This window comes from Chitinophaga parva, assembly GCF_003071345.1.
In the GTDB taxonomy this organism is placed as follows: domain Bacteria; phylum Bacteroidota; class Bacteroidia; order Chitinophagales; family Chitinophagaceae; genus Chitinophaga; species Chitinophaga parva.
The window spans coordinates 1,851,774-1,873,459 of record NZ_QCYK01000002.1 but is presented as its reverse complement, the minus strand read 5'-3'; the positions used below and the strand labels follow the sequence as shown (position 1 = coordinate 1,873,459).

The following is a 21,686-nucleotide window of genomic DNA, read 5'->3' as shown; positions in this document are numbered from 1 at the left end:
GATTTGAGATCCTGCATTGTCTAAGCTTCACAAATCATTAATGGGAGATTTCTTCCGGGATGCCGTTGTTCACAGCGGCATCCCTTTTAATTTCAGGCATTTATGTTTATTTTAACTGCCTAAGCGCCACGGCTTCATGAAGGCACCCATCATCGTTATACTATTACTGCTACTCCCCGTCCACATACAGGCACAGCATGCCATTGGCGTGCCGGGCATCACCAACTACCCTCCACTCCAATATGGGGCCGACCCCTCCGTGCGCCAGGTGTGCCAGGATGCCAGCGGGCTGCTATACTTTGCCAATGATGACGGCCTCCTCACATTTGATGGCAGCTACTGGAAACAATATTCCCTGCCCAACAAAACCGCCGTGCGCGCCCTGGCCATCGATCCCAAAGGCCGCATCTACACCGGCGGCCAGGATGAACTGGGTTATTTCTATCCCGGTGATAACGGCGCCCTGCGCTTTCATTCCCTGGCCCACCTTATCCCGCCAGTGGCGCGCCAGTTTGCAGACATCTGGGATGTGGTCATGATACGGGATGAAGTATTCTTCCGTACCAATGAAAGCATTCTCCGCCTGCATGATAGTACCATTACCACATTTGATGCACCGCACCAATGGCAACTGCTTTGCAACGCCGGTGGCAGGCTGTATGCGGCAGACCGGGAAGAAGGTTTGTTCCTGTTCCGTAATAACCAGTGGCACCCGCTCTGCAAAAACAAGGCAGGCCTGCGTTTCACCGCCATCACCCCTTTCCGGCACGACACCCTGCTGGCAGCCACCGCGCAAAATGGTTTATTCCTCCTGCACGACAGCACCCTGCAATCCTTTACCAGCGCCATTTCCGGCGCACTGGCCGCCACGCAGCTGGATGAAGATCATCTTGCCATTGGCACTGCCAATGATGGCTGCATGATCATAGATGCCCAGGGCCGGCTCCTGCAGCAGTTTTCAAGGGATGAAGGCCTGCAGGGCAACACCGTACAAACCATTTACCCTGACCATGACCAGCACCTGTGGCTGGGATTGAAGAACGGCATTGCCATGGTAAGCTACCGCAGCGCCATCAAACATATTTACCCGGACGCAGCCCACCAGCTCAGTACTTATAGTGCCCATGTGTATAACCAACAGCTATACATCGGCACAGCCGATGGACTGTATTCCTTGCCTCTCCAGGGCTTGCGGGATCTGAGCGCCACCAAAGCTGCGTTCAGCGTGGTGCCTGGCACCGGCGGCAAAGCATGGGACCTGTCTGAGATCCATCATCAACTGTTCCTGGGCCACATAGATGGCGTGTTCCTCGTAAATGGCAATACCGCCACGCCCCTGCTCAAACGGCCGGGCTGCTGGATGGTGACCGGCCTGCCGGGCAGCAATGCCATGATAGCCGGCACTTACACCGGCTTGCACCTGCTGCGGGGCACCCGTGACGGCGGCAGCATTGACGGCCTGTATGAATCACTACATTACCTGACCACGGAAGGCAACGTGGTTTGGGCCTCCCATCCCTACCGCGGCGTATTTCGCATGGCGCTGAGTGCAGACAAGCAAAGCATTACACAGCTGCAGCATTTTACACAGGCAGATGGATTGCCCAGCACCCAAAACAATTTCGTGTACACGCTAAACGGGCGGATGGTGGTGGCCACGGAACAGGGTATTTATCAATACACTGGTAAGCGCTTTGTGCCGGACACTCAATACAGCAGAACATTTCACAACATTCCGCTGCGCTACCTGGTGCAGGATAGCAGCCACAATATCTGGTTCATCAGCAGGCAGCAGGTGGGCGTGGCCGCACCGGGCCAGCCCATTGTGTACTTCCCGGAAATGAGTGGACAACTGCCCAATGAAAATGCCTGCATCTATCCGTACGACCGCAATAATGTTTTTGTAGGCAGCAACACCGGTATGTTCCACCTGGACTATGCGGATTACCTTTCCACGCAGCGTCCACCCACCGCTATGATCAGTGCCGTGAAGGTGCGCGACAGTCTTGCGTTTGGGGGTTATGCGGTGCATGATACGGCTGCCGCCCTGGAAGACCTGCGCCATGGGCCGGGCTTTCCAAACAAGTGGAATAATGTGCACTTTGAATACAGCAGCCCCCGGTATGACCAGGCCATGCAATACAGCTACCAGTTGCAGGGCTTTGATACAGAATGGTCCGCATGGGCTACCCGCACGGAAAAGGATTATACCAACCTGCCTTATGGTGAATATGTGTTCCGCGTGCGGGCCCGCAACAACCTGGGCGCGGTATCTGCACCAGCCAGCTTTGCCTTTGTGATACGGCCCGCCTGGTACGAGACCATTACGGCCTTCATCCTTTACGGATGTTTGCTCACGGCACTTGTTTATTACGGGCTGAAGTGGCAGGAAAACCGCCTTACCCGCGCCCAGCAAAAGCGCCAGGAAGAACAGGAAAAACAATTGTACTTGCAGCAACTGGAACTGGACCGGAGCGAGAAGGAGATCATTTCCCTGCAAAAGAACCAACTGGCCGCGCAGGTGGATTTTAAAAACAAGGAGCTGGCCACAGTAACCATGCTGCTGGTGGAGCGCCGCACTTTGCTCTCCAGGATAAGAGAGGAGCTGAACCGCCTGCTCAAAACCGTGCCCCCGGCGGTTGCCAGCGAGTTCAAGGCTTTACTGCGCATGCTGGAACATGCGGAAGAAGGGGAAGACGACTGGCAACAGTTTGCCATCCACTTTGATGAAGTGCACAGCAATTTTTTATCTACCCTCAAGAAAAAATACCCGGTGCTCAGCCCTACAGACCTGAAGCTGTGCGCCTACCTGCGCATTAATCTCAGTTCCAAGGAGATTGCCCAGTTGCTTAACATTTCTGCGAAGAGCGTGGAAGTAAGCCGCTACCGCCTGCGCAAAAAACTGGAGTTGCCCACGGAAGTAAATCTTTTCGATTTCCTGCTGCAGGTTACCGCATAAGAAAAGGCCGCTTAGACAAGCAGCCTTTCTCTCCAAAAGAATCAACCATTTAATAAAAACTAGTTTACTCCCCATTGCTTATTGGGCTTGGGGCCCATAAACAGTTCCAGCGTGCCGCCACTTACCAGGTCGGCATGCGTGAAGAAGGGCTTGTTCAGTGGCTTTCCGTTTAACGTTGCGCGTTGAATATATTTATTCACCACGGAGGCGCCATGCGCTAATACCGTGAAGTGTTTGCCGTTTTCCAAAGCGATGCTCACTTTGCTGAACACAGGGCTACCCACGGTATACGCCGGGATGCCCGGTGTAATAGGATAAAAGCCCATGGAAGAAAATACTACGAACGCAGACATACCGCCTCCATCTTCATCCCCCGGAATGCCGAAGATGTTATCCTTAAACCACGTATCCAGCAGGAAACGCACCCGTTGCTGGGTTTTCCAGGGCGCGGTGTAGTTATACAGGTAAGGAATGTGGAAGCTGGGCTCATTGCCCATAGAGTGCTGGCCGGTAAGGCCGGTAGCATCCGGGAACTTGGCATTGAATGCATATTTGGCGCGGCCCAGTCCCTCGCGGAACAGGCGGTCCAGCCGGGCTTCAAATTTGTCTTTGCCTCCCATCAGGTCTATCAGTCCCGGTATGTCGTGCTGCACCTGCCACATGTACGTCCAGCCGTTGTTTTCATCGTAGTAATCACGGCCACCCATGCCCCCGTCAAACGTGGGATCTATGTCCAGGAACTTCCCCTTCTCATCTTTGGGCATGAAGAATTGCTTGTCCGCTTCCCAAAGGTTCTTATAGTTCTGCGATGCTTTGGCAAACTTTTGCTGGTCGTCCTTTTTACCCAGGTCTCCCGCCAGCTGGGATACGGCCCAGTCGTCATAGCTGGCGCCCAGGGTCACGGCCACGGCCTGTCTTTTTTCAAAGGGATCTACCGCTGCTACGGTTTCTTTTTCGCCAGGCGCCAGGGCCGGGAAATAGCCATGCTCGTGGTAGAAATCATCCAGCACGGTCTTGGGGCCATTGCGCCAGGGCAGCAGCGTGGCATCTGTGCTGTTTTTGCGCATACCTTCATATGCCGTGTTGATGTCAAAATTGTGCAGGCCTTTGCGGTACGCATCCAGCAGCACTATAGAGGAATGGAAGCCGTTCATGCACGCGTGATCGCCGAACAATACGGGAAAGGTGGGCATCCAGCCGCTTTGCTGGTACATGCGCACGTAAGACTGCAACATATCCTCTTCCTGGGAAGGCTTCAGGATCATGCGCAGCGGGTGGGCCGCCAGGTAGGTATCCCAGCTCCAGTCGTCCACGTAGAAAGGTCTTGTATCCGTGTGCACCTGCTTATCGTAACCGCTGTAGTACTGGCCGTCTTCCATGATATTTACCATGCGCTCATTGGTGCGGTACAAAGCAGTGAAGAACGCACGGCGCTGGGCCTCCGTGCCCCCTTCCACCTGGATCTGGTCCATCACATTGGCCCATGCTTTTTCCCCATTGGCCCTGGCAGCAGCAAAAGTATTTTTCGGCACTTCCGCTTCAAAGTTCTTTTTAGCCTGGGCTGCGCTTACAAAACTGATGGCGTATTTAAACTCCACCGTCTTAACGGCATCCGGGAAGGTAATGCTGGCGTTGTGCCCATCTACATTGGTTTTACCCGCCTCGCTGAATACACCGTAGCAATAGATCTTCACATCATCATTCCAGGTTTCCATGCCGGTGAGCACATTGCCCGGGCCAAACTGGTAGCTGGACGCCCCGTCATTGTAAACACTGAACAATAACGATTTAGCAACGCCCTGCGGAAAAGTGAAGCGGTAGTAGCCTGCTTTTTTGCCGGGGGCAAATTCTACCGTGATATCCTTATCCAGCAGGTAGGTGGAGTAATAGTAGGGGCGGTTCACTTCCAGGTCGTGATCATACGCCAGGCGGGCCGTCCAGTTGCTGGCGGTTAGCTCGCCCAGGGCGGGCTTCACGGCGAAGACTTCTCCCAACCGGTGGGACACCACCGTGAGCGGGAAGCAACTGATCTGGTCATCCAGCCGGTCTTTACGATCCGGCGTGAAGCGGATCACCTGGTTAGGCAGCTGCACGGTGGGGCGCGTGGGCTCCAGCAGTGCTCCTACGTTGCCGATGGTGGGGTCTACGTAGTCCAGGTTCTTTTTACGGGTGTTGGGGATGCTGTCATTGGCAGTGGTGCTCAGGACCGCCAGGCAGCATGCGGGCAGCAACAGGCGTGCGCCCTGTTGTACCAGGTTCATTTTTTTCATTGCATTTTTTTTAAGGACGCTGTGGTAGTTCCGTGCTTAATGGTTGCTCGTTCCGCAGCATTCTGGCTGCTTCTCCGGTAAGCCAAAGATAATAATCCGAAGGTTTCTTGTCCATATGCATGAATTGAACATCTGTATTGGTCACTGGTGGGTTGTCGGTCACCTTGAAAATAGCGGTACCCTCATTCACTTCATCAAACATGGCCACGTAGATCATACCGGCGCCCGCGCGGATGGCGGTGCTGAGCTGCTGCCAGTAAAAGCGGCCGCCCTGGCGGGGAATGGAAGCCACTGGCTTCACATCGTCCGGGAAGGCAAAAGTGCTCAGGTTATGCCAGCTGAAGCCGGGGCAAACGCAAGGCACGTATTCCACGTGGTTTTCTTTGCACCAGGCCATATCATCCGTGATCTGGTCGCGCAGGCGGTCCATATCATTGTGCAGCAGCGGGGAAAAGCGCTGCACCATCCAGGGCATCACCATGTCTGCCTGTTTAATAAGGGTATGCAGGTAAGGATCATGCACGCAATCATTGTTCAGCGTGCGGAATGCAGTAGGCACGCCCAGCATCACGGTACACTGCCCGTACACGGGATCGTTCTTCAGGAAATTAATGAGCTTTTCCAGGCCTATGCTGCGAATATCATAAGGACGGTCCGGGAAGCCTACGCCCCAGATCACGACCACCGGTTTTCCGTTTTCGTGTAAATAAGTATTATTCGGCTGGCGGGTCACCTTCAGGCTGTCCACCAGGTACTTCCAGTCGTCAATGATCAACTGGCAATCTTCTCCGTGTCCTTTCAACCCACTCAGGTCATACATCACCGCAATGGCACGCTTGTATCTGGAAGCAGCCTGCAAAGCGTTGGAAAGAATGGTAGTAGCTTCTGTGCGGTGTCCCGGGCGGGTTACATCAAAGAAGCGCTGCATGAACACTCCATCCAGCCCATACTGCTGCATCCACTTGAAATGCAGGTCCACTGTGCTTTTATCCAGGGAGCTGAAAAAGCGGGCATTGCTGCCATCGGCCAGTTTAAAAGAGGTTTCGTAGGTTTTTTCATATTCGCTTACATCCGGCCAGGCGTCAATGGCACTGCGTTGCGGATCGCCATAAGCGTAGTGACTGGTGGCACTTCCATCGCCCCTGGCGCGGAACCAGCCCTGGTAGCCGGCCATGATAAGGCCTTTGTAAGTAGGGTACATCGTCTGGGTGCTGTGCCGCACCTGGCCTTTCACAGGCAGGCCGCTCAGCCAGATCAGCACGATGGGTAGCAAATAGCAAAATGTCTGCTTCATGTGATGCGGTTAAAAAGCCATGGCAGGCGTACATACCTGCCATGGCAAAAAGTATTAATAGCCTGGATTCTGCGTCCACTGCGGGTTACGTTGCATTTCGTTGGTGGGTATGGGCGCCAGGTATTTCTGGGCCAATACCGTGGGGTTGTTCTTGGTAGCATCCGGGATGGGGTTTTCCAGGTCACTGCGTGCCGCTACGATCTTGGGCAGCAGCTGCAGGCGCACAATGTCAAACCAGCGGATCCCAAACTCACCGGCAAATTCGTAGGCCCTTTCATTCACCACGGAGTCACGGAAAGCAGCGGCAGAAAGGCCGGCCTGCAGATCGGGTAAACCTGCACGGTTACGCACACGGTTCACCGCGTGGTAAGCATCTGCGGAAGGTGCGCCCGCCGCCATGGCAGATGCTTCTGCATAATTCAGCAGCACCATGGGAAAGCGGATGATGTCCAATGCCTTGTTGGTAGAAGGATTGGCGTTGATAATGCTGGTAGCGGTTTCGGTGATGCCATCGCCTACGCCTAAACGGAATTTCTTATAATACGGGTGGCCGGCGTGGGTTTCCGGGGAATTCCAGGGAACCAGCTTGTACGTTCTATCCGCCTGCAGTAGCTTGATGGTGGTGTAAAACGTTTCATCACTGCGTTTGCACTTGGGCGCATTCAGGTAGAAATTGATCTCAGGATAGAAGTCGTCCCAGCCACTGGCGCCGCTCAGCGCAATTTCATCAATGGGCATACAGGAAGAGCCGTATGTACGCTGGGGCACATTGCCGCTCACGCTGAATTGCAGGGCAAACACAGATTCCACGGTATTGTTGGTCTGGAACACCTGCAGGTAATCACCCAGCAGATCGTACTTGTTATCCTTGATCACGGTTTGCGATTCTGCCGCAGCCAGCGCATAGTTCTCCGGCTTGTTCAGCGGCCAGCCCGCCATGGTGAGGTACACTTCCGCCAGCAGGGCGTGCGAGGCATAGCTGGTGGCCTTCCCTATTTCCTTATCGCTCCAGGAAGGCGGCAGGAAATCGTTGGCCGTTTTCAGGTCGCTCACAATGAGGTCGTACACTTTAGACACTTCATCACGGGCGGGGCGTGCGTCCACATCCAGCGGCTTGTCTATCACGGGCACGGCGCCAAAAGTGCGTACCAGCATGTAATAGCAGAAGCCACGCAGGAAGTAGGCCTGGCCTACGGAATGCTTGATGGCATCTGCATCGCCCTGTACTTTCTCATAATTGGCAATGATGTTATTGGCCTGGTAAATGGCCTTCCACGGGCCTTCCCACGTGTTGGACAGGCGGCCGTCCGCATCAGAGTTGCCATTCAATTCATCAAAAATGCGGAAGCCCAGTTTATTGAGGCCGGGATCTGTACAAAGGTCGTCAGAGCCAAAGCAGGGCGTACTGTTGCTGATGTTGGCATAAGCCGCATCTGCAGAGAGCTGGGTGTAAATGCTGGTCACCGCGGCATCCAGGTCAGACACGGTTTTGAAATAGGTACCTGGTGTGAGGCTGCCTTTCGGGTCTTCCGTCAGCTTCTGGCAACCCGCAAAGAGCGTGGCGGCCAGCCCGGCGATCAAAATGATATGTTTACGTTTCATAAAAATGTCTTTAATAAAAATGCAATGCAGTATCAATTACAGTCCCAGGCGCAGGCCAGCAGTGTAGCTGCGCGGGTTGGGGATCACCCCCATTTCCAGGCCTTGTGTAAGGGCGTTGGTAGCGTTGGTGATCTCGGGATCGTAACCGGGATAGTGGGTAATGCAAAACAGGTTCTGGCCACTCACATACACATCCAGGCTGCGTACTTTCACGCGGCGCAGCAGGCTGGCCGGCAGGTGGTACGTAAAGGCGAGGTTCTTCAGTTTGATGTAGCTGGCATCATATACAAAGCGGCTGCTGTTGATAAAGTTTGCAGACGTTTTGCTGAAGGTCGGGTTGTTGGTCTCATTCTTTTCCGTCCAGATGTTCAGTGCTTCCTGCGTAGTGGCATTCCGCGCGTCGCCCAATCCACCCCAGGTATAGGCCAGGGTCTGGGAGAAGATGTCATTGCCATGCGTACCGGCAAACATGAAGCTGAGGGTAAAGTCGCCGTAGTTCAGGTCATTGATCCAGCCAAAGGAATATTTGGGGGTACCGTTACCAATGGTCTGCAGGTCGGCGGAGGTGTATTTGTTATCCCCATTCACATCCTGGTATTTGGCATCGCCGGGTTTCATACCAAATTTGGCAGCTTCCGCAGCTTCAGAATTTTTCCAGGTGCCTTCAAATTTGTAACCCCAGAACTGGGCCAGGGGCTGGCCTACTTTCAGGATCACGAGGTTCTGCTGGGGCGAGCCAATGTTGCTGGCCGTTACGTTGTCCAGGCCACCCAGGTCCACCACTTTGTTGCGGTTGAAAGACAAGGTAAGGTTCGTGGTCCATTTAAATTTATGGGCCAGCACCGGCGTACCGCCCATGGCGAACTCCAGGCCTTTGTTATCAATAGAACCAATGTTGCGCGCATATTGCTGGCCACTGTTATAGAAAGGCGCCTGGTAGTTATACAGCAGGTCGCGGATCTGTTTCAGGTAAGCATCCACGCTCAGGGTAAGGCGGTTCTGCAGGAAGGCCAGGTCTACACCGGCATCATACGCGGTAGTGCGTTCCCACTTGAGGGAGCTGGCCACCGGGCCGCCAAAAGGTGTGGCCACTGCGGCTACCGTGCCACCCCAGTAATAGTTAGGCACAGACACAGAGGGCGTGTTAGACAGGATCTGCTGGATGGTACCATACGGTGCCACGGCCTGGTTGCCGGTAATGCCATAGCTGGCGCGTACTTTAAAGTCAGAGAACACGCGGCTGTTCTCCATGAACTTTTCCTTGATCACGCTCCAGCCCAATGCCAGGGAGGGGAAGGTGCTGTACTTTTCGGTGAGGTGGGAAGAGCCATCTGTACGTACCGCGGCGGTGAGCAGGTAGCGGTCTTTGAAAGAGTAGTTCACACGTCCCATGTAAGATTGCAGTGCATCCTGCCAGTAGCCGGACGATGCAAACTGCACCTTGCCCAGGCCCAGGTTATAGTAACCGAGAGAGTAAGAGGCCAGGTTGTTGGAATTGGCGCCGGTAGCCAGGTTCAGGCGGTTCTGCTGTTCATACAGGGCCGTTACCGTAACACTGTGATCACCCCAGGTATTTTTATAGGTAAGGAAGTTACTGTTCAGGTATGAGCGGAAACGGTTGGTGTTCTGGGAGGCGTTGTCCTTACCGGCCAGGCCTGCGCTGGTTTCGGGACCAAAGAGGCTTTGGGTAAGGGAATACTGTAGTTCATATGCATTGGTAGACGTAAAGGTCAGGTGCGGGATAATGCGGTAATTCAGTGTAGCCGTTCCCGTTACATCGGTGGATGTTACGTCCACTGCCTGGTTGGCCGCTTGCGCCACCGGGTTGATCTGGATGGAAGCGAAAGGGGCGTTCAGGTTATACTTACCCGTGGCAGGGTCGCGCACCGGGGTGGTAGGGTCCCATTCTGTGGCCTGGGTAAAGGGGTCCACCAGGTCGCCCGGGTACTGGGTGTTGCGGTTCTTGGGCAGCACGGCGGCAACGTTCACCTTCAGGTCTATCTTGTCATTGATCCGCACATCCACGTTGGAACGCAGGGTGGCGCGGCGATAGTACTGGTTGATGATGAGGCCCGGCTGATCCAGGTAGTTCATGGAGAAGAGGTACTTCACATTCGGCGCACCGCCGGATACACCCAGTTGGAAGTTCTGGGACAAAGGTTTGGTGTGCAGTTCGCGTTGCCAATCGGTGCCCGGTGTTTTCTTCAGTTCTGCCAGGCGTTCATCGGAGAAGCCTGCGGGCTGGCCGGAAGCGGCGTACTGTGCATTCACCGTGCGGGCAAAGTCGTATGCATTCATCAGCTTCAGTTCCTTCGGCATCTCACTCTTGGTGAACCAGGAGCTGAAATCCACTTTGGGCTTGCCTTCGCGGCCGCTCTTGGTAGTGATGAGCACCACGCCATTGGAACCGCGCGAACCGTAGATCGCAGCGGAAGAAGCATCTTTCAGGATCTCCAGCGATTCAATATCGTTGGGATTGAGCGACTCAATGCTGCCGCCAATGTAGCCGTCTATCACATACAGCGGCTCATTGGAACCGGTGATAGAGTTCACCCCGCGGATGCGTACACTCAGGCCCACGCCCGGCTGGCCGCTGGTGCTGGCCACCGTAACGCCGGAGGTAGTGCCTTGCAAGGCCTGCTCCACGCGGGTAAGCGGGCGCTTGGCAATTTCGTCTGCCTTCACGGTAGAAGTGGCGCCGGTCACATCGCGCTTGCGCTGGGTACCGTAGCCCACTACCACCACGTCACTGAGATTGCGGAGGTCTGGCTGCAGGTGTGCCTCCACGAAGCTGCGGCTACCTACGGTGTAGTCTGCCGAAGCGTATCCCACAAAAGAAATGGTAAGCACCGGTGCCGTCTGGTCGCCGGGAGAAAGTTGGAAATTACCGGCGGAGTCAGTGGGCACGGACGTGTTAGTGGATTTCAAACGTACCGTAGCGCCGGGTAAGGGCTTGTTGTTCTCGTCCACTACCCTGCCCCTGATCAATGGTCTTTGCTGGGCATATGCATGCATAGCCCCCGCCGCCAATAATATCAGCGTAAGTAATCTTTTCATAACGGGAATTGTTTCGATTGATAAAATTAATAGGTGCAAGTAAGGCGGAACGGCCTAATGAATGGGCTAATAATGGACTAACGGGAGCGCTAATTTTGAAGAATAATGGAAATTAATTTCAGGAGCAATATGTTAGTTATCAAACAATTAATGGAATTAACCCCGGAAGGTGGCCGGATTAATGCCAACGTTAGCACTGCGTTAGGGGAAATTAGTGCCTCAATCATCCCCAAACACAGGGTCCGGGACCGGTTTCGTGGGCGCCTGCTCTTCCCGCAGGAAGACATAATTTTCCACTACCAGCACATCCATACCCGTGCGCATAAAGGACAGGTACGCTTGTTCCGGCGTGCACACGATCGGCTCTCCTCTTACGTTAAAAGAAGTGTTCACCAGCACGGGGCATCCTGTTTCTTTTTTGAAAGCGGTAAGCAGGGCATGAAACACAGGATGTACGCCTGCATCCACCGTTTGCACACGGGCGGAGTAATCTACGTGGGTTACGGCAGGCAATGTGGAACGTTCATGGTGCAGGCGTTCCTGCAAATTCCAGTTGGCATATCCCTCCGGCTCGGGGCGGCGCTGGCTGGCCTGCACCGGGCTAACAAAAAGCATGTACGGATTATGTAACGCCGTATTAAAATAAAGTGCTGCATCGGCAGCCAGCACTGCCGGCGCAAACGGGCGGAAGCCTTCCCGGGCTTTGATCTGCACATTTAAATGCTGTTGCATCTCCGCCCGGCGCGGATCGGCCAGGATGCTGCGTTGGCCCAGCGCCCGGGGGCCAAATTCCATACGCCCCTGGAACCAGCCCACGATCTTGCCCCGGGCCAGCAGTTGCGCCACATAGGCATTGCGCGCAGCGCTATCTTCCATACAACGGGCCGTGGCGCCATATTGCAGGATCATACTTTTTACCTGCAGGCTGGTAAAGGAAGACCCCAGGGCGGCGCCCTGCATACTGTCTGGCCGCATAATCTCCCGGGGTTGCGCAGCGGCAATGTAATGCACGGCCAGCGCCGCCCCCAGGGCTCCACCTGCGTCGCCGGCGGCGGGTTGTATCCAGGTGTCGTCAAAAATACGAAGGCCGGCCAGCTTGCCATTGGCCACACAATTGAGCGCCACACCGCCTGCCATTACCAGGTGCTTGCAGCCCGTAAGCCGCCGGGCCGTGCGGGCCAGTGCTATCACTATTTCTTCCGTGACCTGCTGGATGGCAATGGCCAGGTTCATGTGCTGTTGTGTAATAGGATCTTCTGCTTTGCGCAGGGCCATCCCAAAGAGCCGCTCCCATCTGGAAGCCTGCACCATGGTAAGGCCGGTGGCAAAATCGAAGTAGTCCATATTTAAATACAGGGAACCATCTTCCCGTATATCTGTAAGCGTAGTTTTGATGAGGTTCATGAAACCCTTTGTCTCCGGGCTGTTTGCATGGCCATACGGCGCCAGGCCCATGAGCTTGTACTCACCGCTATTCACCTTAAATCCTAAAAAGTAAGTGAAAGCGGAATATAGAAGCCCTGCGGAATGGGGGAATTTTCCCTCCCGGAGCAATTGTATCTGTCCGTCAACGCCTTTGCTGATGGTGGTAGTGGCCCACTCCCCTACGCCGTCAATAGTAAGAATGGCGGCTTCCTTAAAAGGTGATGGATAAAATGCACTGGCTGCGTGGGATAAATGATGTTCCGGGAAATACAGGGGCACGTTGGCCGGCAGGCCTAATGCCTTGCACTCTTTACGCAGCAGCCGGCGCATGAACAGCTTCTCTTTGATCCACACCGGCATAGCCGTCAAGAAACTGCGCAAGCCCCTGGGGGCAAAAGCATGGTAAGTTTCCAGCAGCCTTTCAAATTTGAGGAATGGCTTGTCGTAAAAAGCCACGGCCGTAACCGCATCTGCCGCAATGCCCGCCGTTTGCAGCACGGCGCGGATAGCCTGCACCGGGAACGCCGCGTCGTGCTTCACACGCGTAAAACGTTCTTCCTGCGCAGCGGCTACAATTTTCCCGTCTATAATGAGGGCGGCCGCACTGTCATGATAAAAGGCGGCAATGCCCAGGATAATGCTGGCCAAAGGAGATCTTTAAAATAAGGTATAGATAAAAGATGCCAGCGCGGAGCTGCTGGTAAGCACCACCAGGAGGCCCAAAAGCAGCAGCAGCCCCAGTAAAGGCAGCAGCCAGAATTTTTTGCGCGTCTTCAGGAAAAGCCAAAGCTCGGAGAGAAATTCCATTAATGAAAGTTAATGGTTAAAGGTCAATTGTTAATCGCTCATGATTGTGCTGACGGTTAATGGTCAACCCGAAACAATCAACGGTTAACGGTTCACTTTTAACGGTTATTAAAAAGTATGCACCAGGTCTTCCTTCGTATACACATGCTCCCGCACTTCCAGCGCCGAGCCGCTGCCCTGGCGGAATGCCCGCAACCGCAGGCTGTCACGGCCCCGCCACCGGCGCCATAAACCCACCGGCACTACCAATATAAAAAATAAAAGCGTGAGCAGGATACGCATATTCACCACGGCAAGTAACCGTGCCACCTGCCACCAGCACCAGGTAATGGGAAAGAAGAGCACCGGCAGCACCAGGGAAACGAGGAGCAATACCAGCGCCCACCCTGCAAATCCCCACTGGTGCCTGGTTACAGCCAGTACCAGGCAAATGCCCGCGGCAATCATCCCGATCTCAGTGTTTTGTTTCCTGGTGATCTCCATTTTCATAACGTAAGATAATTTAGGTGCGTTGAACATTTTGTACCATGCACTTCACACGGTATACAAGGTACCATACCTGTACCGTGCACCTTGTACGATCTCCCGCGCTACACCTTCTTCAGCTGCGCCAGCATGTGCTGCAGGCTCACATCCGCAGGACTGGCCTTCAGGGCCAGCTCCAGGTATTTCACCGCACCGTCCGTATTCCCCATCTGGTAATACTTGGTGGCAATCTGCTTGAGCAGGGCTGCATCCTGGGGCGACTTCTGGGCGGCCAGTTGCAGCTGGATCACGGCGGTGGCAAATTGTTTTACCGGCGCCAGGTTCATGCCCCGGTCGTTATGGGCCATGGCATAGTCCAGGTAAGGCATGGCCTTCATCGGCTCGTCCTGTTTCAGATAAATTACGAAAATATTCCTGGCAGTTTCAAAATCCGGGGCCATATTAAATGCCTGGCGGAAATAAAAGGCTGCATCCGCCAGCCGGTCCATCTTCCCGTACAGGTTGGCCGCCAGCAGGGCCAGGCGTGCATCCGTGGGCGATTCCAGGGCACGGGCTTCCGCAATGCGGGCCGCCGCCGGAAGGTCGCCATCCGCCACATACTTTGCATACAGCTGGTCCATCACCTCCCCCCATGACAGGTGGCGGAAAGCCAGGCCATAGGCCAGTTCCGGCACTTCCCCCTCTACCTTCGTTGAGTCGTTTGCGTTAGCACCATGAAAAGGCCAGCTGCGTTCCAGGTTAGCGATCTTGTAAGCCCCGGCCAGGGAATCTACTACTGTAACGGGCATACTGGTACGCAGCCGGGCCAGGGTCATTTCCGGCTCGGAGGGTGCCGGCAGGATGCCCTGCTGGCGGAGGGACTGGTAAAACACATCAGAAAGCAAGGCATAGCCATCCAGGTTGGGATGCACATGCTCCAGCACCAGGTTATTGCCCGGCACACCGGCGGCGCTGGCCGCGGCAAAGGCTTGGTAGGCATCTACCAGGTGCACCTGCCGGTGCTGTGCGCACACCGCCGCCAGTACCTGGTTCATGGCAGACGGTGCGCGGAAGCGCAGGGCGTCCATATCCCGCGCCCGGGCAAAAAAGGCAGGCGCCGCGGCACTGTCGTGCGCCCAAAGCGCCAGTTTGCCCAGGTAGAAATTACAGTCCGCATTTTGTGCAAATGCCTGCTCCGCCAGTTGGAAATCAGTGCGCGCGTTCGTGCTGTCGCCCGCGGCCAGGGCCTGCATGCCGGCGCGGAAGCGGGGCCCGAAATTGGGGTACCGCGCACTGTCCACGGGCAGGGAAATGAACGGGGGCAGGTCCCTTTCATTGGATACCAGGTTGCTCACAAACACCGGCACCCCGGCGTTTTCAAACACCTGCAACGTGGCGTCCATATTGGTTTTGAACTGGTCTATACCCCGCTGGTACAGGTCGCTTCCATAGGCGATCTGCTGCTGCGCCACCATCAATTCCATGCGGGCCTTACCATCTTTGGGGCCGGATTGTATTTTCTTTACCAGGCCTTCATACACGCTCGTAAACAACTGCACCACCCGCAGCTGGCGCAGCGCCAGCAAAGTATGCACCAGGGTAGGGCTGCCGCCTATTTGCTCCGTGCTACCCACACCCAGGGCGCCATAGTACTCATTATGCCCGCTGTAAATCAGTACGGCATCCGGCTGGTAATGCACTACCTGCCTGGCAAATCCCAATACCGTGTAAGAGTTTACAGCAGTGAGGGCCACGTTGATGATCTCAAAATTTTTGTTGGGGTAGGTGTGCGCCAGGCGGTATTGTAACCAGCGGTGGAATGATCCGTTGTGGAAGTAAGGATACCCGATGGTGGTCGATTCGCCGAGCACAAAAATGCGGCAGGTGTTGGGGTCTTTTTCCTTGCGGAACAGTTCATGGTTGCCGGTGGTGGCTATTTCCTGGTTGGGAAAGTATTGCTTTGCGGCATCGGGGTTCATCACAAAATAGCGTGCATCTTCCGGCGCGGTAATGAACAGGCGCTGGTCCTGCCCGTAATGGAAAAGGCGCAGCCCGCCTTCCAGCAGCAACAGCAGCAGCAGGGGCAGCAGGAGGCCAATGAATTTAAACAATCGGATTCGCTTGTGGGAAACGGGTACCTCGGCTTTAGCACTCATAACGTGGATAATGTGGATGATATCCGCAAATTAAAAGTGCCGCACTAATTACAGCACTAATTAAGCACTAATGGCGCGCCGGGCGCATAATTTCCGGGAAACAACTTTCAATATCAAAGAAAAAGGAGCGGCTATTTTCAATAACCAGTTCCCAATATCAAACGGAAGGGAAGCGGCTTCCGGCGCCCCTGCATGGAGAGCTGGAAGTTGGTTGCGGTTGAAAATTGTTGGTTGGTAATTCCTTTAACTGAATACCTCGTGGAAAGTATGCTGGAAGTCTTCCCCGTACATGTGGTGGTACTCACGGGCAAATTTGTCGAAGGCAGCCTTGGCCATGGAGTGGCGGCCCAGCACACCCAGGCTGCGGCACTTCACACGGAGGGCCTCTTCGTTCACCGGGTCAAAAAGGAAAATGCAGTTGGCTATTTCTATGAGCAGTTCCGGGTCGTGCGGCAATTGTGAGATGGCATCCGTAAGGGTGCTGATGGCCATGTCCGCAATGGCAGACTGGATGTCTTCCAGCCATTCCAGCTCCGTATCGGCCAGCAGCGGGCCACGGCGCAGGATGTGCAGCAGGGCGGTCACCTGCTCCAGCTGCAACGGGCGCGGCTCCTGGGCCAGGCGGAGGAAAGTGGCCAGGTCCATGCAGATCTGGTCCTTGTCGTAGTGCAGGCTCCAGCGCTCGGCCTCTTTCACAAAATTGCAGGGACCCAGTTTGTCCAGGATGGCTTTCAGCTTCACCATATTCACGGAGCGGTTGTTCTGGGCTTCCTTGGCAGACTTGTCACGCCAAAGGGTGGCATAGAGCTTTTCCGCGGGAATGCCCTTACCGGAGCGCAGGGTGTGAATGCTGATGATGAGGAAGAGCTCTTTTAATAAAGGAGTGAACAGGCGGGTGAGGTCCTGCCCTTCCTTGTCCGTCACTTCAAACTGGCCAAAGAAATAAATATGGCTGCGCGGCGTAGCGGGCATTACTAACGGTGACGGCACTACGTTATTTGCCTCCACGGGAGCGGTGCGCGTTGCCTGCCTGTTTGTCACAACCGGGGCGGCGGCGATTGCTGCCTGGCTGTTGGCTGCGGAAGGGGCAGCGGCCATTGCCGGTTGGCTACCAGCAGCTGCACTTTCCGCGGAAACAATGTTATGACCTGGTGCCACGGGTACCTGCGTTGTTGCACGTTGGGGCTGGGCAGCCCTTTCCGGCAGGGGGGCCGGTTGTAAACCCTTTACCAGCCGTGCTTTCCGGCCACGCCTGCGCAACAGCCAGTACACCGCTGCCGCCAGCGGCAGGGCCAGCCAGGCCCACCAGGCTTTGGGCAGGCGCGCAGCGGGTGTTACCACCGGCAACTGGTTGGGCGGAAAAGCGATGGTGTACACCTTGATCGCAGACAGGTTGGTGGCCTTATCGTTGTACAGCGTTACTGCCACTAATTTTTTACTATCCGGGCAATAATAGAGATCGGAGAAAGACTGGATATCGTAAAAAGAATAGGGGATGGCATTGGCCAGCAGCTTGTATTCCGGTTTGTCCAGGGAGCCGCTGATCAATTGCAGGTTCGTATTGAATTTATCATTCGGGTAAATGAGGGCGTAGTAAGTGCGGGTGCCGGGGATGATCACCAGGCTGTTGGCAAAGCAGAATTGCTCCCCAGGCTCTTTCAGGTGGTAAATGGTCTTGAAGGAGCGGTCTTTAATGCTGAACGACAGCAGGTCATAGTAGTGGCGGGGATTTACCACCTGGTCGCCGGTACTGCTGCCGTAACCGCCCAGGATGTAGGCCGTATCGCCGGCGGTATTGGCGCCCAGGGCCGCCAGGTAGCGGGGCGTAAAGCGGTCTCCCTTTACAGACAGGGAATCCCAGGTATGGTCCGTGAGGGAATAGCGCTGCACCCCGTTTTTATAACGCAGGTAGCCGTAACCGCCCAGGATGTACAGTGCAGTATCTGCCCCTACAAATTTATTGACCTGCCAGTACAGTGTAAGGCCTCTGGCATTGAAGTGCTGGTCCCACTTGCGGGCCGCGGTATCGTAAGTACTTACCTTTTTTTCGTCGATATAAAAATTATACAGCTTGTTGCGGAAGGGATCAAAAACGGATTGATTGCCGGCTATCAGCGTATCCTGGTGTTCTGCGTAAGGGTTGTTGCGCAGCTGCATATTGTGAAAGGAAAATTGCAGTACAGAATCTGCCGACACGATGTAGAGCATTTCCTTATTGCGGTCAAACGCTACGCTGGCGCGGCCGGGCACCTGCAGGGAGGCCGCCAGTTCCCAGTTCTGGTGCCTGGGGCGCATCCAGCCGGGATTGGCCACGGTAGCGGTTTTATCCTGGAGGCTGTCTTTGGCCTGGGTACCGGTGCTTTCATTGAGCGGCCAGCAATTGCGGGCCCGCCCGTCTTCCCACCAGGTTACGTCGCGCAGGCTCATGGGCGGAATGTCTACCGTTTGATAGCCTTCAAAATTATTAGTGCCAAAGAAAATGCGGCAGCTGGAATTGGCGTCCAGCTTGCCCTGGGCTGCCCCCATTTTTTTATTGTTGTAGAAAATAGCAGCGCTGTGGTCCTGGGGCGACAGCTGGATGCGCAGGTGGTTCCACTGCCGGTACAGCAGCATGGAGTCTATGCTAAAAGCGGCAGCGAGGTGCTCTCCTACCAGGAAATTAAATTGCTTCGTGATCTCGTTGTACACGAGGTCTACATTCTCATTGTTGTTAAAAATGATACGCACCACGTAGCCGAAATAAATTTCGCGGAAGGTGGCAAACTGCAGGTCAAAGGAAAGATCGGAAACCTGGCGGAGGCGGAAAGGCTCGTTGGGCGTGAGATTGAGGGAGGTTCTTTTTTCCTGCACCGACTCGTGGCTGGCAAACGCGAGACCGTAGGCTTGCGCTTGCACAAACATCCTGCTGCAAAGGACAAGGAAAAGGATCAAGATCAGTTTTTTCATACCGTGGACCGCCCAAATATACACGTAATATAGGCAATTCTCCCGATTTCATTTTGCGGAAGTTGGCACTGGTGGCTCGTGTAGGGATGACACTTAACCGGCGTACACGCACGTTTGCGCTGGCCTATATGGTAGTATTCCCAACGCTACGAAAAGCTAAAGCTGGATCAGCATCATCCGCGGTAAACGCCGTGCAGCCGCACGATGGAGGCAACAAAAAAAGGCGCCGTAAAAGGCGCCTCTTCCACGACAATCTTTTACAACCTGACCTTCACCCCCACTTTCGTGAGCAGCCTGGCCAATTGCACCATCAACAAAGCAAAAACAGCGGATTTCAATAAGCCTACGCCGCCCGTCACCAGCGCATCCGGCAGGCGTACGTCCGTGAGGAACACGCAATAAGCGTAATATGGCATAAGATAACAAAGCAAGGTATCCGTGCCGGCGGTTTTGATGAATGCAAACCACCCGCCTTTGCCTAAAATATCTGTAAGGTAAAACACCAGCATAAACATGGCAATAGTAATTGCACTACAGATCAATATCCAGCTGGGCGTACATTGAATTTTGGAAATACCATCCAGCGGTCGCACGCCAAAACCCGCACCCAGCAGGACCAACGCTATGCAAAGGAACAACGGCACCATGCGCCGCCACGCTCCCACCGCCATAAACCGGCGGAACAACTGGGAGATCACCACCCCACCTGTTACCAAAGCTGTAAGGCCGCCTTCTCCCAGGGGGCTGATCAAAGGACGGAACCACCCCTCCCGCGGCAACACATGCGCGTGCTCCGCCATGCAAAGCCCCAGCATCAGCGCCCATACCGCCAGGTTTACCACGATCCTATCATTAGACAACGCGTACACCGTAGCCCCTGCAAAATAAGACCAGCCTATGAGCCCCAGAATACCCCACCATGAATGCTCAAAACGGTGCACATCCCCATCCGGCCCACCGCGGAAGATCCAGGCCATGTACACCAGCACTGCCAGTGCCACTGCCTGCAAAACCCGCACAGCTGCCTTACTCCAGCTATCAGGGTACGTATTCCAGATAACAATAAAACAGGTAACCCCGATCGCATCAAACACCAGGTGCGACATGCCGGTAGCCTGCGCATTCAACTCCTCTGAATTAACCAGGTAAGTACCCATGATCACCAGCGCCACCGTGCGCAACACAATATGCCACAACAACCGGCCCAGGTTATCTCCTTTTGACCTCCGGTGCTGGATAGCATAGGGAATGGAAAGGCCTACAATAAACAGGAATGCGGGAAATACCGTATCCGCCAGGCCCATGCCGTCTTCCCGGGCCGCGGTATGCTCCAGCCAGCGGGGCACGCCCTGTAGCGTCCACAGGTCATTTACAAAGATCATCAGCACCATGGTGAGGGCGCGCAGGATATCGATGGACACAATGCGTTGTTTAGGCGCGCGCACGGCACCTGCAGCTACATCTCCCGGGGTTGTTATGGTTGTCTGCATGCGGTTTTGATTTAGGGAAAAAGATCAGGGAAGGCTTTTATTGATCTGGTTCAGCAGGTACAGTTTCAGGTCGGAGTCATATTCCCAGAACATCACGCCGCCCATATTATGCGTAAGCACATACTCGCACTTGTTCTTCACCGACCATTCATCGTCATAGCTGATAAAGGTATGCGTAGTGGGATTGAACAGGTAAGAGGCTTTGGCCTCCCCGTCATGAAATTCTTTAAAGCCGTTCTTATTTACCAGGCTGTCTTTCAGGAAAGTATAACCACCGGCTCTTGTGTTGCGCACAGTGGCATCTCCCAGGCCACGGGTGCCCGTATCCGCCACGATGGCGCCCCGGCCATAAAACGCAATACCCATCACCAGCTTGTTGTAAGGCACGCCCGCCGCGGTGAACCACTGTACGGTACTATCCGCGGAGCCATGTCCCGCATATGCCCTGGAAGGATATAAACTGGTATGATGCCCGGCAGCAGGGCCGCCATAATTATCGTAGGTCATCAGGTTTACATAATCCAGGTAAGGCGCTGCCTGGCCCATTTCTGTATGGTCTACAAAGTCTTTGGAGGCGCCCACTGCACAAGTAAGGAACAGGTGCCTGCCCACTTCCTTTTCGAGGGAATCCAGGCTGGCCCGCAGGTCGCGGAACATCAACGTGTAATTATGCGTGTCTTCCGGGCGGTAGATGTTTCCTTCCTCACCGGGAATGGCGGGATACTCCCAATCAATGTCCACCCCATCCAGCTTGTATTGGCGCACAATGTCCACTGCGCTGGCGGCGAACGCCTTGCGCGACGTGTCCGTGAGCACCGCATCGGAGAAATTTTCGCTCCAGGCCCATCCTCCAATGGAGATCATCAGTTTCAGGTCGGGGTTCTTTTGTTTGAGGGCATTAAGATTGCGGAAGTTCACCGTGTCCGTGGCTTCATTACCCAGCACAGCGCGGTTATGCTGCACGTTCACAAACGCATAATTGATATGCGTGAGCTTTTCCGCCGCAATATTGTAAGTATTGGCCAGGCCCTTGTAGCCGCCCACATAGCCGATGATCACTTTCTGGTGTTTTTTACGGCCGGGAGGCTGCAGCGCCAGGCAAAGGAGCGCCAGCATGCAAAGCGGCCATCGTCTGTTGAACATACCTACAGGTTTTGGTGGTCGTTAGTAAATAACCGGCGCGTGGACCGCCTTCTTTAAAAAGAGACAGCGGAG

12 protein-coding genes are annotated in these 21,686 nt (G+C 54.8%); 1 reads left to right on the top strand and 11 read right to left on the bottom strand.

Annotation, left to right across the window (positions count from 1 at the left end; genetic code table 11):
* The first annotated feature begins 136 nt into the window (after positions 1-136).
* On the top strand, positions 137-2,959 hold the full coding sequence (locus DCC81_RS17775) for a ligand-binding sensor domain-containing protein (RefSeq protein WP_108687927.1): 2,823 nt from the start codon (positions 137-139) through the stop codon (positions 2,957-2,959).
* 59 nt (positions 2,960-3,018) lie between these two features.
* Here the strand turns inward: DCC81_RS17775 and DCC81_RS17770 are convergent, their stop codons facing one another.
* From DCC81_RS17770 to DCC81_RS17725, 11 genes are all read right to left on the bottom strand, one after another.
* A complete protein-coding gene (locus tag DCC81_RS17770; RefSeq protein WP_240613016.1) occupies positions 3,019-5,229 on the bottom strand; it encodes a GH92 family glycosyl hydrolase in 2,211 nt (736 codons plus the stop codon).
* A gap of 10 nt (positions 5,230-5,239) precedes the next feature.
* Positions 5,240-6,523 (bottom strand): glycoside hydrolase family 71/99-like protein, encoded by a 1,284-nt coding sequence (locus DCC81_RS17765; protein WP_108687926.1) that lies wholly within the window; start codon positions 6,521-6,523, stop codon positions 5,240-5,242.
* A 54-nt stretch (positions 6,524-6,577) separates the two neighbouring features.
* Complete coding sequence (locus DCC81_RS17760) at positions 6,578-8,125, bottom strand: RagB/SusD family nutrient uptake outer membrane protein (protein WP_108687925.1); 1,548 nt, start codon at positions 8,123-8,125, stop codon at positions 6,578-6,580.
* 36 nt (positions 8,126-8,161) lie between these two features.
* The gene (locus DCC81_RS17755) at positions 8,162-11,182 is read right to left on the bottom strand and encodes a SusC/RagA family TonB-linked outer membrane protein (RefSeq protein ID WP_108687924.1); all 3,021 of its coding nucleotides are present in this window, start codon (positions 11,180-11,182) and stop codon (positions 8,162-8,164) included.
* Between the two features lie 219 nt (positions 11,183-11,401).
* On the bottom strand, positions 11,402-13,255 hold the full coding sequence (locus tag DCC81_RS17750; RefSeq protein WP_108687923.1) for a carbamoyltransferase family protein: 1,854 nt from the start codon (positions 13,253-13,255) through the stop codon (positions 11,402-11,404).
* A 9-nt stretch (positions 13,256-13,264) separates the two neighbouring features.
* The gene (locus DCC81_RS25585; RefSeq protein ID WP_165806628.1) at positions 13,265-13,414 is read right to left on the bottom strand and encodes a DUF5989 family protein; all 150 of its coding nucleotides are present in this window, start codon (positions 13,412-13,414) and stop codon (positions 13,265-13,267) included.
* A 108-nt stretch (positions 13,415-13,522) separates the two neighbouring features.
* Positions 13,523-13,903, bottom strand: coding sequence for a hypothetical protein (locus tag DCC81_RS17745; protein ID WP_108687922.1), 381 nt, complete (start codon positions 13,901-13,903; stop codon positions 13,523-13,525).
* A 101-nt stretch (positions 13,904-14,004) separates the two neighbouring features.
* A complete protein-coding gene (locus DCC81_RS17740) occupies positions 14,005-15,990 on the bottom strand; it encodes a GDSL-type esterase/lipase family protein (protein WP_165806627.1) in 1,986 nt (661 codons plus the stop codon).
* Between the two features lie 288 nt (positions 15,991-16,278).
* Positions 16,279-18,981 carry a hypothetical protein gene (locus DCC81_RS17735; protein ID WP_133177704.1) on the bottom strand — a complete coding sequence of 901 codons (2,703 nt, stop codon included), beginning with the start codon at positions 18,979-18,981 and terminating at the stop codon, positions 16,279-16,281.
* Between the two features lie 257 nt (positions 18,982-19,238).
* The gene (locus DCC81_RS17730; protein WP_108687919.1) at positions 19,239-20,471 is read right to left on the bottom strand and encodes a heparan-alpha-glucosaminide N-acetyltransferase domain-containing protein; all 1,233 of its coding nucleotides are present in this window, start codon (positions 20,469-20,471) and stop codon (positions 19,239-19,241) included.
* Between the two features lie 24 nt (positions 20,472-20,495).
* Positions 20,496-21,614, bottom strand: coding sequence for a glycoside hydrolase family 18 protein (locus DCC81_RS17725; protein WP_108687918.1), 1,119 nt, complete (start codon positions 21,612-21,614; stop codon positions 20,496-20,498).
* Positions 21,615-21,686 lie beyond the last annotated feature (72 nt).